At 46.2% G+C, this 13,912-nt stretch carries 15 protein-coding genes; 6 read left to right on the forward strand and 9 right to left on the reverse strand.

What is annotated here, in order from left to right:
* Positions 1–2: 2 nt before the first annotated feature.
* Genes phoU through GKG43_RS07950 form a run of 5 tightly spaced genes read right to left on the reverse strand, consistent with a single transcriptional unit; the run spans position 3 to position 4,165 of the window.
* Positions 3–680 (reverse strand): phosphate signaling complex protein PhoU, encoded by a 678-nt coding sequence (gene phoU / locus GKG43_RS07930; RefSeq protein ID WP_050640051.1) that lies wholly within the window; start codon positions 678–680, stop codon positions 3–5.
* 3 nt (positions 681–683) lie between these two features.
* Positions 684–1,433 (reverse strand): phosphate ABC transporter ATP-binding protein PstB, encoded by a 750-nt coding sequence (gene pstB, locus GKG43_RS07935; protein ID WP_025656581.1) that lies wholly within the window; start codon positions 1,431–1,433, stop codon positions 684–686.
* A 15-nt stretch (positions 1,434–1,448) separates the two neighbouring features.
* Entirely contained in the window at positions 1,449–2,309 is an 861-nt protein-coding gene (pstA, locus tag GKG43_RS07940; protein WP_050640053.1) for a phosphate ABC transporter permease PstA, read from the reverse strand.
* On the reverse strand, positions 2,302–3,195 hold the full coding sequence (pstC, locus tag GKG43_RS07945) for a phosphate ABC transporter permease subunit PstC (RefSeq protein WP_050640836.1): 894 nt from the start codon (positions 3,193–3,195) through the stop codon (positions 2,302–2,304). Before pstC ends, pstA begins: the two co-directional genes overlap by 8 nt.
* A gap of 37 nt (positions 3,196–3,232) precedes the next feature.
* Complete coding sequence (locus GKG43_RS07950) at positions 3,233–4,165, reverse strand: substrate-binding domain-containing protein (protein WP_050640054.1); 933 nt, start codon at positions 4,163–4,165, stop codon at positions 3,233–3,235.
* A 305-nt stretch (positions 4,166–4,470) separates the two neighbouring features.
* Between GKG43_RS07950 and GKG43_RS07955 the strand changes: the two genes are divergently transcribed.
* Complete coding sequence (locus GKG43_RS07955; protein ID WP_050640055.1) at positions 4,471–4,884, forward strand: hypothetical protein; 414 nt, start codon at positions 4,471–4,473, stop codon at positions 4,882–4,884.
* A gap of 58 nt (positions 4,885–4,942) precedes the next feature.
* Here GKG43_RS07955 and GKG43_RS07960 read toward each other — a convergent pair whose 3' ends face one another.
* On the reverse strand, positions 4,943–5,839 hold the full coding sequence (locus tag GKG43_RS07960; RefSeq protein ID WP_050640056.1) for an AraC family transcriptional regulator: 897 nt from the start codon (positions 5,837–5,839) through the stop codon (positions 4,943–4,945).
* Between the two features lie 198 nt (positions 5,840–6,037).
* Here GKG43_RS07960 and GKG43_RS07965 point away from each other — a divergent pair, with 198 nt between their 5' ends.
* The gene (locus tag GKG43_RS07965) at positions 6,038–7,075 is read left to right on the forward strand and encodes a uroporphyrinogen decarboxylase family protein (protein ID WP_050640057.1); all 1,038 of its coding nucleotides are present in this window, start codon (positions 6,038–6,040) and stop codon (positions 7,073–7,075) included.
* Positions 7,076–7,214: 139 nt separating this feature from the next.
* Here GKG43_RS07965 and GKG43_RS07970 read toward each other — a convergent pair whose 3' ends face one another.
* From GKG43_RS07970 to GKG43_RS07980, 3 genes are all read right to left on the reverse strand, one after another.
* A complete protein-coding gene (locus GKG43_RS07970) occupies positions 7,215–8,855 on the reverse strand; it encodes a Na/Pi cotransporter family protein (RefSeq protein WP_050640058.1) in 1,641 nt (546 codons plus the stop codon).
* A gap of 107 nt (positions 8,856–8,962) precedes the next feature.
* Complete coding sequence (spoVAE, locus tag GKG43_RS07975; protein ID WP_050640059.1) at positions 8,963–9,319, reverse strand: stage V sporulation protein AE; 357 nt, start codon at positions 9,317–9,319, stop codon at positions 8,963–8,965.
* A 54-nt stretch (positions 9,320–9,373) separates the two neighbouring features.
* Complete coding sequence (locus tag GKG43_RS07980; RefSeq protein WP_025656573.1) at positions 9,374–10,384, reverse strand: stage V sporulation protein AD; 1,011 nt, start codon at positions 10,382–10,384, stop codon at positions 9,374–9,376.
* A 614-nt stretch (positions 10,385–10,998) separates the two neighbouring features.
* Here GKG43_RS07980 and GKG43_RS07985 point away from each other — a divergent pair.
* The 4 genes from GKG43_RS07985 to spoVAC all read left to right on the forward strand — a co-directional run bounded on the left by GKG43_RS07985 (position 10,999) and on the right by spoVAC (position 13,547).
* Positions 10,999–11,373 carry a GntR family transcriptional regulator gene (locus tag GKG43_RS07985; protein WP_050640060.1) on the forward strand — a complete coding sequence of 125 codons (375 nt, stop codon included), beginning with the start codon at positions 10,999–11,001 and terminating at the stop codon, positions 11,371–11,373.
* 3 nt (positions 11,374–11,376) lie between these two features.
* The gene (locus GKG43_RS07990) at positions 11,377–12,258 is read left to right on the forward strand and encodes an ABC transporter ATP-binding protein (RefSeq protein WP_055152816.1); all 882 of its coding nucleotides are present in this window, start codon (positions 11,377–11,379) and stop codon (positions 12,256–12,258) included.
* Positions 12,246–12,908 (forward strand): ABC-2 transporter permease, encoded by a 663-nt coding sequence (locus GKG43_RS07995; protein ID WP_050640062.1) that lies wholly within the window; start codon positions 12,246–12,248, stop codon positions 12,906–12,908. The genes GKG43_RS07990 and GKG43_RS07995 overlap by 13 nt, the downstream gene beginning before the upstream one ends.
* 180 nt (positions 12,909–13,088) lie before the next feature.
* On the forward strand, positions 13,089–13,547 hold the full coding sequence (gene spoVAC / locus GKG43_RS08000) for a stage V sporulation protein AC (protein ID WP_025656569.1): 459 nt from the start codon (positions 13,089–13,091) through the stop codon (positions 13,545–13,547).
* The last annotated feature ends 365 nt before the right edge of the window (positions 13,548–13,912 follow it).

Genomic DNA, 13,912 nt, shown 5'->3' on the forward strand with positions numbered 1-13,912 from the left:
TGTCACTCCTTTATCAATTTTTCTCCCAGAGCCGTTCCATTTCTGTGGACCCCTGTGATAGAAAATTCGACCCATTCGGCGATATTGGTAGCATGGTCGCCAATACGCTCCAGATACTTTGTCACCATAATCAGGTCAAAGATTCTCTTTCCATTTTCGCCTCTTTCTTTCCGGATATAGTCCACAAGTTCGTCACGGATCGTGTCAAACAAATGGTCTACGGCATCGTCGGCCTCCACAACGTTCTTGGCCAGTTCCAGGTCCTTTGTTACATAGGCCGTTACGCTGTCCCGCACCATCCTGCTCGCTGCTGCCGCCATGATGCCGATTTCCTTGATATCGGCCGCGGTATTATGCCTGGAGGATATCACAATCTCCGCAATATCTGCCGTCTGGTCGCCGATGCGCTCCATATCCGTGATCATCTTCAGCGCCGCCGAGATCCTGCGCAGATCCTTTGCCACAGGCTGCTGCTGTAAAAGAAGCTTCAGGCACAGTCTTTCAATATCCTTCTCCATCTGGTCGATCTCTTCATCGGCCTCCATGATCGCTCTGGCCTGTTCCATATCGCATTCCTCCAGCGCTTTCGTCGCCTTTGCAATGGCCGTCTCGCACAGCTCTCCCATATGAGTGAGCTGCTCATCCAGTAACTGTAGCTGCATGTCAAATCTATTCCGCATTTTTTAACCAAACCTCCCTGTAATATAATCTTCTGTCCGCTTATCCGCGGGTATGGAGAACAATCTCTCCGTATCATTGTATTCTACCACCTCGCCAAGAAGGAAAAATGCCGTATTGTCCGACACGCGCACCGCCTGCTGCATGTTATGCGTTACCATGACTATAGTATAATCTTTTTTCAGTTCCATCGCAAGGTCTTCTATCTTCGATGTGGAAATCGGATCCAGCGCGGATGTGGGTTCATCCATCAGGAGAACCTCCGGCTCCACCGCCAGCGCCCTGGCTATACACAGACGCTGCTGCTGCCCGCCGGACATCCCCAGTGCACTTTTCTTCAGCCGGTCTTTGCATTCTTCCCAGATCGCCGCGCTGCGCAGGGACTTTTCCACAATATCATCCAGCCGGGATTTGGAATGAATTCCGTGGGTCCTCGGCCCAAATGCAATATTGTCGTATATGCTCATCGGAAACGGATTCGGCTTCTGAAACACCATACCCACACGTTTACGCAGCAGGTTCACATCCATTCCCCGGAATATATTTTCACCGTCCAGCAGGATCTCCCCTTCAATACGGCAGCCCTCAACCAGATCGTTCATCCGGTTAATGGACTTTAACAACGTCGATTTACCGCAGCCGCTGGGCCCGATAAATGCTGTGATTTTATTCGCTTCTATCTCCAGGTTTACATCCTTCAGGGCTTTGAAATCTTCGTAATACAAATCCAGATTTTTGATACTTATTTTTCCCATATCTGATTCCTTTCTTTATGCTTTTGTTAAACGCCTGGCTATCACACTGGATAATGCATTGATACCCACGACCAGAAGCAGCAGAACCACTGCTGTGGCGTAAGCCTGATCCATATAAAGCCCCTCGCTTGCCAGGTTATACATATGCACGGCCAGGGTCCTTCCGGACCCCATCACGCTGGATGGTATATTTGCCACGGTTCCTGCCGTATACATCAGCGCCGCTGTTTCTCCGACAATTCTGCCGATTGCAAGGATCACACCTGCAAGGATGCCCGGTATGGCGGACGGAAGCACGATCCGGAACACGGTTCTGAGCTTTCCTGCCCCAAGGCCGAAGCTCCCCTCGCGGAAAGTATCCGGCACTGCTTTCAGGGCCTCTTCCGTCGTGCGCATGATCAGCGGGAGAATCATAATGGCCAGTGTAAATGCACCTGCCAGTAGGGAAAAGCCCCAGTCCAGCGTATTTACAAAGAACAGCATTCCAAACAGTCCGTATACGATTGACGGAATGCCGGATAATGTCTCTGTTGTGAGGCGGATGATTCCCATAAATTTGTTGCCTCTTTTCGCATACTCTACCAGGAAGATTGCAGCGAAAATCCCCAGGGGAACGGCTACAACCAGTGACAGCAGCGTCATGGTCACCGTATTCACCAGCGCCGGCATCAAAGATGCATTGTCCGAAGTGTAGGTAAAGGAAAATAAAGAAGGCTTAATATAGGGAACACCGTGCACCAATATATAAATGATCAGGAAGATAAGTACTGTAAAAGTAACGACGGCACCCAGCAAAACCAGAAGCATCATGATAAAGGAACCCGGATGATGAAGATAGGTTTTCATTTTTTGACGAAATGTTGTTTGATTACTCACGGCCGGACCTCCTATTTAATAATGCTACACTGAAGTTGATAATCAGGATAAATACAAACAGAACCACACCCGTTGCAATCAGCGCTTCTCTGTGTAACTCTGCGGCATACCCCATCTCAATCACGATATTGGCTGTCAGAGTCCTGACACCCTTCAGGAGGCCTGCAGGCATTCTGGCCTGATTACCTGCCACCATGATCACGGCCATTGTCTCTCCGATCGCACGGCCGATTCCCAGGACAATTCCTGCAATTACCCCGGATTTTGCCGCCGGCATGATCACCCGGAATATGCTTCTTTCATGGGTGGCCCCCAGCGCCAGCGCGCCTTCATAATACTGCTGCGGCACGGAACGGATGGCAGACTCTGTCACACCGATAATCGTAGGCAGAATCATCATTCCCAGAAGGATAGAAGCTGTTAAAATACCGCTGCCGTTTCCGCTGCTTTTTGTCAGTCCCATATCACGCCATGTTCTTCCAAGTTCTCTTACCCAGGGAACCAGGACAACCAGCCCGAAAAATCCATATACAACAGAAGGGATACCAGCCAGAAGTTCTGTTGCCGCCTTCAGCGGCCGGTAAATCTTTTTCGGACAGTACATTGCCATAAATACGGAGGTCAGAATCCCTATGGGCACGCCCACAATGATTGCTCCTGCCGTCACATAAATACTGCCGACGATCATGGGAAGGATGCCGTATATATCATTGTTCGGCTTCCACATTTCCCCGGTGATAAATTTTACAAATCCGATCTCTTTCATCGCAGGGACTCCATTTGCAAATAAAAAGACACAAATGAGAGCTACCGCCAGCACCGAAGCACAGGCGGCAATGAAGAATACTCCCTGCATGAATTTCTCATTCCATGCTTTTGATTTCATCGATTCAATTCCCTCTTCCTGGTCAGGTTTCTGAGCTTTATTCAATCACGTCATCCCAGGTGACTGCCTCACCGGTATAGATTGCTTTTACCTGATCACTGCTCAGCTCATCTACTGTGCTGTTTTTGTTCACAATCACTGCAATTCCGTCTGTTGCAATCACAGTCGCCTGAAGCCCCTCTGACAGTTCCGTATCTTTCAGCTCTCTCGATGCCATTCCGATATCGTAGCTTCCGTCAATCGCAGATGTCATTCCTGTCGTAGAATCCGTTGTCTGAAGTTCGATTTCGGCATTTGCATTGACAGCCTTGTATGCCTCGATCAGCTTTTCCATTACCGGAGAGATGGAAGATGAACCGCCGACTACCGCCTTTCCTGACGGGCTTGTACCCTCAAAAGGTTTTACATCATCCACTGCAATATAGTGATTTTCTTCTACAACGGCCTGCCCTTCCTCGCTCATAATGAAGTTAACAAAATCTTTTGCCACTTCGTTGTCCAGGTTTTCCTTGGTTGCAATGTTAAACGGTCTGGATACTTTATATGTACCAGATTTTACATTTTCAGCGGTTGCCTCTGCACCGTCGATTTTTAAGGCCTTCACACTGTCGTCCAGTGATCCGAGTGAAATATATCCGATCGCGTACTCGTCGCCTGCTACTGTCGTCATCATAACGGAAGTGCTGTTTGTAATCTGCGCCTCCTCCGTTGTCATATCAACCTTTTCATCGCCATTTTTTTCTTCGATCCCGAATAGCTCGATAAACGCGCCTCTTGTACCAGAACCATCCTCACGGGATACAATTGTAATATCATAGGAGCTGTCCCAGGAAGCACTCTCCTGCTCCGTCTTTGTATCTGCATTTGCCTCGGCAGTATCTCCCGCCTTGCTGTCGCTGCCGCATCCTGTTGCCGCAACTGCCAGCATACTAACCATAGATAAAACTGCAATAAACTTTTTCATTCTCATTTCACAATTCTCCTTTACATCTTAAATTAATCTTCGGGCGAATACCCGACATTTACTTGAACCATTTTCTTCACAATGCAATCATATAAAATCAATGTAAAATTTGAAATCATCATAATGTTAAATCCTTGTTAAGTGCATGACAGTAAAAAAAATTATTCAGTGAACGAATTGCGCTGACATATAGCGCGTTGTATTATATAATAAAGAAAATTAAAAAACAAAACATTTGAGAAATAACAATTGGAGATACTCAAATAACGGGCAGCGGTCTTTCTCAATTGAACTTTAAGGAGGAAAATATTATGGGATTATTCAGCAGCAGCAATAAAGATCCAGAGGCAGATTTTATTATGTTAGATGGAATACCGTCAGTCAGCAGGGGAACAACAGTGACACTGGGTATATCCGGACAAGTTCTGACAGTAAAAGACAGGGGCAGTGATACACTAACATATACGCTGCCAGCATGCAGAATTAAAAATATCTACATCGGTTCGGAAGCCCAGATTATAAATAAAAAAATAAATGTTCACGGTGAAATAGTGGTCAATGGGATAGTAATAGAAGCCCTCCGGGATCTGATTGGTGATGGTGATAAACACCGTTACTTTATGATAATCTTTTACGATTTCAAACAGACAATTCTTTTGGAGATTACAAACGAAGCCAAGACCTTACGGCTATATAACAAATTAAACCCCATGATATCCAATTAAACCATAGAATTGCAAAATCGGACGCCCACATGGGTAGAATCTGCTTCCGAAGCAGATTCTACCCAATCCGATAAGCCCCCCTGTACTGCGCCGGAGTCATTTTTTCTTTTTCTCTGAAGCGGCGTATGAAATGGCTTGTATTGCAAAAGCCCAGCATTTCCGAGATTTCGTCGACCGGCAGTCCAGTCTGCATCAGCATCTGTCTGCCTTTCCTCAGCCTTCTGTTCATAACGAATTCCTGGGGTGTCATCCGGTAAATGGCTTTGAACTGTTTGATAAAATAGGGAAGGCTGATCCCACAGACATCCGCCAGTTGGCTGTTTGTAATCCCATCCCTTAGATGGGCGTCTATGTAAGCCTCTACGCGGGAGAAGTTGGCTTTTACATCCTGGGAAATCTCGACCATTGCGTAGCGTCTCTCATTTTTTAATATTTCCAGCAGCAGGCTGTAGATCTCCAGGGAGACATTCTGCCGCTCATCAATCATTAGTTTCTGCTGTAATATTCCCAATGCTGCGGACGCATCTGAAAATATCATTCCTTCGATCACAGGGCCCTGTGTGTCTACGATATGGCGCGTCAGCCTTCTGCTGTCGCCCCCATAGAATTCTACCCATGACATTCCAAGCGGCTCCGCCTCATCACTTCCATAAGAATGTTCTTCCCCAGCAGGAAGCACAATCACTTGGTTTTTACCCAACTCGTAAGTATTGCCCCGGAAAGTCAGCTTTCCCTTTCCAGAAAAAATGCAGAACACCTCGCAGCAGCTCATGGTACTGTCCCGTTCTACAAAGAACAGACTGGGTACCCGGGATTCAATTCCCGTTCTGTTGACACAATAATAAATGCTGTCCTCGATCTCCTTAAATGGCGATATATAATAATAGTCATGAAAATCTATATCGCCGTTACATACAAATATATTTGCAAAAGGGGCATCTTTTATATATTCCATAGCCTCATCTCCTGTCTTTGGCTCATTTTAATTTTTGTACTATCTTATTATAAATAATAATGGAAATCACGTCAATTTCTTACCGAGAAATAATACTCTCATACTATTTCAATATTTTCCAGTGTCTTGTATACAGCCTGGATTTTTTTTAATATTAGTTTAAAGGAGTTCCGTACTCTAACGAAAGGAGATTTAAAAATGACAGGAAAAGAACGTTTTCTTGCTGCCGCAGCAAGGCAGCCTTTAGACAGACCCCCCATATGGATGAGTGCACCGATCGGAGAGGAAATGAATATCCTATGCCGGTATTTCGGCGTATCCAACTGGCACGAGCTGCAGGTCAAAGCAGGCGATGATGTGTATGCTTTTGATATTCCTTATGATTCAGGTTACGCTACCAGCATAGCAGCCGCTTTCGACTGGTACAGAAATGGCTCGAACGTAGATCCGGACCACCGGACCCTGACGGCCGACGGCTGCTTTAAAACTGCGCAGGAGATATCGGATCTGGATTTTTTCGACTGGCCGGACCCAAGAAAGTATATTGATGCGGAGGAAGTAAGACGCCGCTGTGCAATGGCTCCGGATGGCCGCGCCACCCTAGCACAGGTATGGAGCGCACATTTTCAGGATACATGCGCCGCATTCGGCATGGAGACTGCGCTGATGAATATGGTCAGCAATCCGGAGATTTACATGGCTGTGGACGATAAAATTGTGGATTTCTACTTGAAAGCTAATGAAGTGGTTTTTGAGTCCACAAAGGGAATGCTGGATGCCATTATTATTGCCAATGACTTTGGAAGCCAACAGGGGCTTATGCTCTCCCGGGAAATGATTCATGATTTTGTTATGCCGGGAGCTAAAAAGATTATTGAGCAGGCCCACAGCTATGGAGTCAAAGTCATCTATCACTCCTGCGGAGCCATATTCGACGCTATGCCGGAACTCATTGAAGCGGGAGCCGATTTTATCCATCCGCTGCAGGCTACAGCCGTTGGAATGGATCCAAGCCGGATTAAAGATACCTATGGGGAAAGCGTCTCTTTCTGCGGTGGAATAGATATACAGGAACTGCTTCCTAACGGCACCCCCGAGGAAGTCAGGGCTAAGGTACGACAACTTCGTGAAATCTTTCCAACCGGACTGGTTCTCTCACCGAGCCAGGGAACGATTCTCGATGATGTTCCGCCGGAAAATATAGCGGCAATGCTGGACGAAGCACTGAAACCTTAAACGCAGATAACAGAAGACCCGGCGTAGTTTTGCCGGGCCTTTTTGATAGAAAGAGTAACAGGTCAGACATGCCTGAACTGTTACTCTAAAGGACTGCCGACTCACCGCATTCAGCGGTTCGTGCAGCAGTCCCTGTAGATTAATTTGCTACTGTAAGTACTTCTTCTGCAATGTTTCTGGAGTGGTCAGAGATACGTTCCAGACACACAAGTGCATCCAGATATACAATTCCCGCATCCGTATTGCACTGGTTCGTGGCCAGACGTTTCATATGCTCGCTGCGCAGGCGGATCTCCAGATCATCAGCCTGGCTCTCTTTCTCTATCACCTTCATAGCCTTCTCTTTGCTGTTTTCCTCAAATGCCTCGATTGCATACACGTAGCTGTCGATACAGACATTGATCATCTCTCTGAGCTCGGCAGTACCGATTTCGGAAAATTCTGCCTTTCTTTCCTGCAGTGTCTCAGCAAATTCCGAAATATTTTCGCAGTAATCACTGATTCTCTCAATATCTGACAGGGTCTGCAGGATACTCGCAATGTGCTGGTGCTCTTTCTCATTAATGGACAGCGCGCTGATCTTGATGACATAATCAGTGATGCCGCTGCACAGCCTGTCCACCACATTTTCTTCCTCTTTAATATCCAGAATCTCCTGATAGTCTTTTGTAAACATAACATTCCTGGACTTTTCCAATGTCCCCTTTACGATGGTTCCCATACGGACAACCTCGCTGACTGCTGACTGCAGTGCAATCCCAGGTGTCTCCAGGATTCTGTCGTCCAAAAGTACACGGCTCTGGTCCACCTCTCTGTCGTCTTCCTTTTCCATCTTCTTGGCCAGTTTAATGATCCAGTCAGAAACCGGGAAGAGAAGGACAGTTGTCCCAATATTAAAGATTGTATGCACCGTACTGATCTCTGTCTGTGTGATAATGCCGCCTCCCGCATTCGGGTAGATGACCTTGAAAAATACGATCGCAACAACACTAAAGAGCACGGTTCCTATAATATTAAATAAAAGGTGCATAACCGCTGCTGTCTTCGCCGTCTTTTTTGCACCGATACTGGACATGATAGCTGTTACACAGGTACCGATGTTCTGTCCCATAATAATGTAAACCGCAGCATTGAACGGAACCAGCCCCGCCGCCGCAAGGCTCTGCAGAATACCGACAGATGCAGAAGAACTTTGAATAATGGCCGTGACCACCGCTCCTGCAATAATCCCAAGAAACGGATTGTGTCCAAGTGTCACAAAGATATTGCGGAATCCTTCTGATTCCTGCAGCGGAGAGACTGCCGATGACATCGTCGTAATACCGACAAACAACAGACCAAATCCTATGATAATGCTGGAGACATCCTTTGTCGAACGCCTGGTCCCTGTCAGCATTACGATCACACCAAGCATAATGGCGATCGGAGCCAGATTGCCGGGGCTTAAAAACTTCGCCCACTCCACACTGGATACAAGCCAGCCGGTAACGGTTGTACCGATATTGGCCCCCATGATCACTCCCATTGCCTGGGTCAGGTTCATAATCCCCGCATTCACAAAACCGACAACCATAACCGTCGTCGCCGAAGAGCTCTGAATAACGGCCGTAATAAAAGCACCGAGCAGAACACCAAAAAACTTATTCTTTGTCAGTGCTTCCAATAATGTCTTCATCTTACTGCCGGCGGCATTTTCAAGCCCCTGGGCCATAATCTGCATTCCATATATGAACATGCCAAGGCCCCCGACAAAAGGGATAATAATGCTTACGTAATTCATACGTTTCCTCCTAAAAATATACTGCTATTTGAAATTTTCCCGCATTATTACGATAACATTATCATTTACAAAAAACAACATAATTTTACATATATTTTATATGGATTTTATTTTTTCATCCGCGGCTCGAAAATAAAGGATGCAATATACCCAAAAATCAAGGCTGCCGAGATTCCAACGGCGCTTGCCTTGAAACCGCCCATAAATATTCCCAGAAATCCATTTTTATCTACCGCTTCCTTCACGCCCTGCCAGAGAACATTGCCAAAACCAAGCAGCGGAACGCTTGCCCCTGCACCTGCAAATTTCTGGAATGGCTCGTATATATTAAGGAACCCCAGAACAGCACCGCTGCATACAAGAAGTACCATGATCCTTCCCGGCATAAGTTTTGTACGGTCCAACAGAATCTGCACCACTGCACAGATGATACCGCCTATTAAAAATGCTTTTAAATAATCCATAAGAACCTCCTTTGAGGGCGTAATTTTTAAATTTACAACCCTGCTTCTTTTAAACTAACAATGTTCCAGCACAATGGCATGTGCAATACCGGGCACGCTGGCTCCCTCGTTAAAACTGACGGTGGACATCAGTGCACCTGTAGGAACAAACAGAATTCGCTTCCACTCCCCTTTTTTCACCTTCGGCAGAATATAGGCCGCCAGAGTGACTGCCGCACACCCGCACCCGCTTCCCCCTGCATGGGTATCCTGGGCCTGCTGGTCATAGATTGTCATGCCGCAGTCCATATGTTTTGTCTTAATATCATAGCCTTTTCCCTGCATCAGGTCGAACAGAATATCCTGCCCCACGTACCCCAGGTCTCCGGTAATAATTCTGTCGTAATCTTCCACTTTTCTCCCAAAATCCTGCAGGTTCTGTGCAATGGTGTCCGCCGCGGCCGGCGCCATACATGCTCCCATATTCTGGGAATCTTTTAGCCCATAATCCACAATTTTACCTACGGTTACCCCGCTGATGCGGATATGGCTTTTTTCGGTACCCACCAGAAATGCACCGCTCCCTGTCACAGTCCAATGCGCAGATAATGGCCGTTGGTTCGCATACCCCAAAGGAAAACGGAATTCTTTTTCTGCGCTCCCGAAATGGCTGGATGTGACAGCCAGCATATAGTCCCCATACCCTGCTGCTACGCTCATCGCGCTGAGTGCCAGCGCTTCTCCTGAAGTGGAGCATGCTCCGTACAGTCCGAACATAGGAATCTGCAGCGCCTCAACCCCCATAGAAGTTGCAATCCCCTGACGCAGAAGGTCGCCTCCAAACAGATACCGCACATTTTCCGGCGGTACATGTGCTTTACCCAATGCCAGTACGCACGCCTCTTTCTGCATATTGCTCTCTGCCTCTTCCCAGGTCTTTGCCCCGAAAAGATCATCCTGGTTTGTCATATCAAATAATTTTGCAAGCGGCCCTTCCGCTTCCTTACTTCCGACTACGGAGCCGCTGCTGATAAGATAAGGAGATTCTCCAAAGCCGATGCTCTGGCTGCCTTTTACCTGATTCATCTCTTTCCCTCGTTTCCATTTATAATTTGCTTGGATTTTTATGATTAGTATACCAGGGTTGTTGCAAATTATTCATGGGGGACGCTTACCGTGAGCCGGGAGATGCTGCGGGAAGTGCCTGTCCTGTTGGAAATACAGCCCGCTGTGCTAAGCAGCAGTAAGAGGAAATCCGCAGAATCAGCCGGAACCAAACACATTCACCGCTTAATCTGATGATTAAGCGCCTCAGGTGTTTTAAAAAGCTGCTTCGGGAGCAGCTTTTTTCCGGCTGATTCTGCGGATTTCCTCTAACTGCTGCTAAGCTTGCTCATATGCATTTCCAACAGGACAGGCACTTCCCGCAGCATCTCCCGGCTCACGGTAAGCTGGTGCATCCGGTCGGAAGGGATGCACTCGGATTTTGGCGGTGCTGACCGGAACTGCGGATGGGATAGGGATGGGGGCTTTTTTAGCTGTGGGTAGTTTTTAAAATAAATTATTGACAAAATTATACTTTTTGTATATATTGTACTTATACAGTAAGTACAGTTGAGTACATGTTTGGCTGCGCAATGTTTCTAAAAAAAATAGTTGTTAATGATTATACGATGTTCTACGGGAAGGAGGGATTACATTTGGATATTATTCTCAGCAGCAGCGGGGGGAAGCCTATCTATGAGCAGATTACATCCCAGATTAAAGGGATGATTATGAGCGGACAGCTCAAGGCCGGGGATGCCCTTCCTTCTATGCGTATGCTTGCTAAGAGCCTGCACATCAGCGTTATCACCGCTCAGCATGCTTACGAAGATCTTCAGAGGGATGGATTTATAGAAACAATTCCCGGGAAAGGAACCTTCGTCTCTGCCCGGAACAAAGATTTTATTAGAGAAGAACAGCTGCGGATTGCGGAAGAAAAGCTCAAAGAAGCTGCCGGGATAGCAAGGTGCAACGGTATCCCGCTGTCACAGCTCATTCATATTCTTGAATTATTTTACAAGGAGGACTGATTTATGGAATATTTTACGGATCATATATTAAGCGTAAGCCATCTAACGAAAACATATAAGGATTTCAAACTGGATGATGTGTCTTTTACGGTTCCCAAGGGGATGATCGTCGGCCTGATCGGGGAGAACGGCGCCGGCAAATCAACTACAATTTCCGCCATCTTGAATATGATCTCCATTGAAAGCGGTGATATACGTGTATTGGATATGGATTTTAGAAAACAGGAGCGTGAGATTAAACAGAAGGTCGGAGCCGTCCTGGATGAACTGCACCAGGTTCCGCACCTTTACTGCCGCGATATTGACGCCATTATGAAGCGTTCTTATACAAACTGGGACAGCAATCTTTTTAAAGAATACCTGGACAGATTCCACCTTCCCGCAGACAAAAAAATAAAGGAATTATCAAAGGGTATGAACGTAAAGCTGAACTTCGCAATTGCTTTATCCCACAATCCCGAGTTTTTGATTCTTGATGAGGCAACATCCGGGCTGGATCCGGTGATGAGAGACGAAATCCTGGATCTTCTTCAGGATTTTGTTCTGGATGAAAATCATTCTGTCCTGATCTCATCCCATATCACGAGTGACCTGGATAAAATAGCTGATTATATCATCTTCATGCATGAAGGCAGGATTCGGTTCATGAAGTCAAAAGAGGAAATTGATAACCAATACGGGGTGTTGAACTGCAGCAGCAGCTTTTTCGAAGCGCTTTCGCCGGATGATTATCAGGCTTATATAAAGGGCGATTACTCCGTACAGGTCCTGGTCCGCAGCAAACAGGAGCTGCTATCCCATTTTTCGGATCTGGTCATCGAACGCGCAACCATTGAAGACATTATGCTTTTCTATATTAAGGGGGTTATCACATGTCAGGATTAGTTTACAGAGATCTGCTTACGTTTTATAGAAAGAATACAAAAGTAACCTATATTATGGAAGCCGTATACTTTTTATTTTTCCTGCTCGTGCTGAGAAATATTTACGGCGCCATTACTTTCCTGGTGATTGCCTCGCCCATCAGCATGTCAGGGTTACCGGCAACGATGAAGGATCTGGATACCAATTACAAGGGAATGATGTCTGCAAGGCTTATGCCTTATACACAGAGGGATATCGTTACAGCGCGGTTTCAGGCCGCATTTTCCTGCCATCTCCTGTATCTGGCCGAGATGCTCCTGTTCTGTATCCTGCATCACGCTATCACAGACAGCATCTCATGGAAGACATACGCTCTTTTATTTTTAGGCGGCTGGCTGAGCGCCGTATTTATCACCAGTGTCAATCTATTATCCAGCTTCATCACTGGTCTGAACGCAGCCTCCATCATTTATCTGCTCACGGTGATTCTCCCGGTCGGACTTTTTCTGATCATCACGCTGACCGATTTGTATGATATTATAATACCGTTTTTAACCGGTAAGCATCCATTTATCTTCTGGATTATTGCTGTTTTGCTTGATATCATAATGGTTGCAGTAAGTTATCTGGTTTCCGTAAAAAGATTTACAAAGCAAAGAGAAAAACTATAAAAAATAGTAAGGCGCGAAAAAACCTAGCCGACTATTTTTTATGCATCACACATAAGTGTCCAAAAAATCGGCCACTAAGTGCTCATAGTTATAAAAAATAAACAGAACCAATTTTGCTGGTATATTCTATCTTATTTTCCAAATACTAATCTCAATCTAGTGTTTAAAGGAGAAACAGATATGGATAAAGTAGAAAAAATGAAGCAGGAAAAGCAGTACCAGGATTATGTAAAACAAAAAACTCCTGTTCACAATGTTTATGTTAATATGGCAAAAGCTTTTGTTACGGGAGGAATCATCTGCACGGTCGGGCAGTTCATCTACAATTACTGTGAACTTCAGAGCTTATCCAAGGACGAATGCGGCAGCTGGACTTCCCTGCTCCTGGTTCTGCTCAGCGTTATACTTACCGGAATCAATATCTATCCTAAAATCGCAAAATGGGGCGGAGCCGGAGCCCTGGTTCCTATCACAGGATTCGCCAACTCTGTTGCATCACCTGCTATTGAATATAAAAAAGAAGGGCAAGTCTTCGGGATTGGGTGTAAGATCTTTACCATCGCGGGGCCGGTGATACTTTATGGGATATTCACGAGCTGGGCTTTGGGGATTATTTATTGGCTGTTTAAGGTTATTTAGAGTGTCGGGCGCCTGCGCGGAGAGGGAATGAAGAAGCGAATTTGGCTTATGATGGTTAAGATTCTTTATATACTTATCCTCCCCAATCTTATCGTAAGTTCAATTCCATCCACCTCCCCCATCAGAGCCTCGCTAAGTGCCGTTCATTTCCGCCCGGATGCACCCAGCTGTGAAAAACCGCGGAGAAGCGGCTGCTGCCGGAAACGGGGACAGGGGGGCTGGAAGCGTCTTTACGGCGATTAGCTGGAGTTAAGTAAAAAGGAAGGAAAACTAGGATGAGATATGTGATCACAAATCACATATCTCACCCTAGTTTTCCTTCCTTTTTGCTTTACTCCAGCTTACCGCCGTATACCGTTTCCAGC

Origin of the sequence: Eubacterium sp. BIOML-A2, from assembly GCF_009680135.1 — a bacterium.
Lineage (GTDB): Bacteria > Bacillota > Clostridia > Lachnospirales > Lachnospiraceae > Faecalicatena > Faecalicatena contortus_B.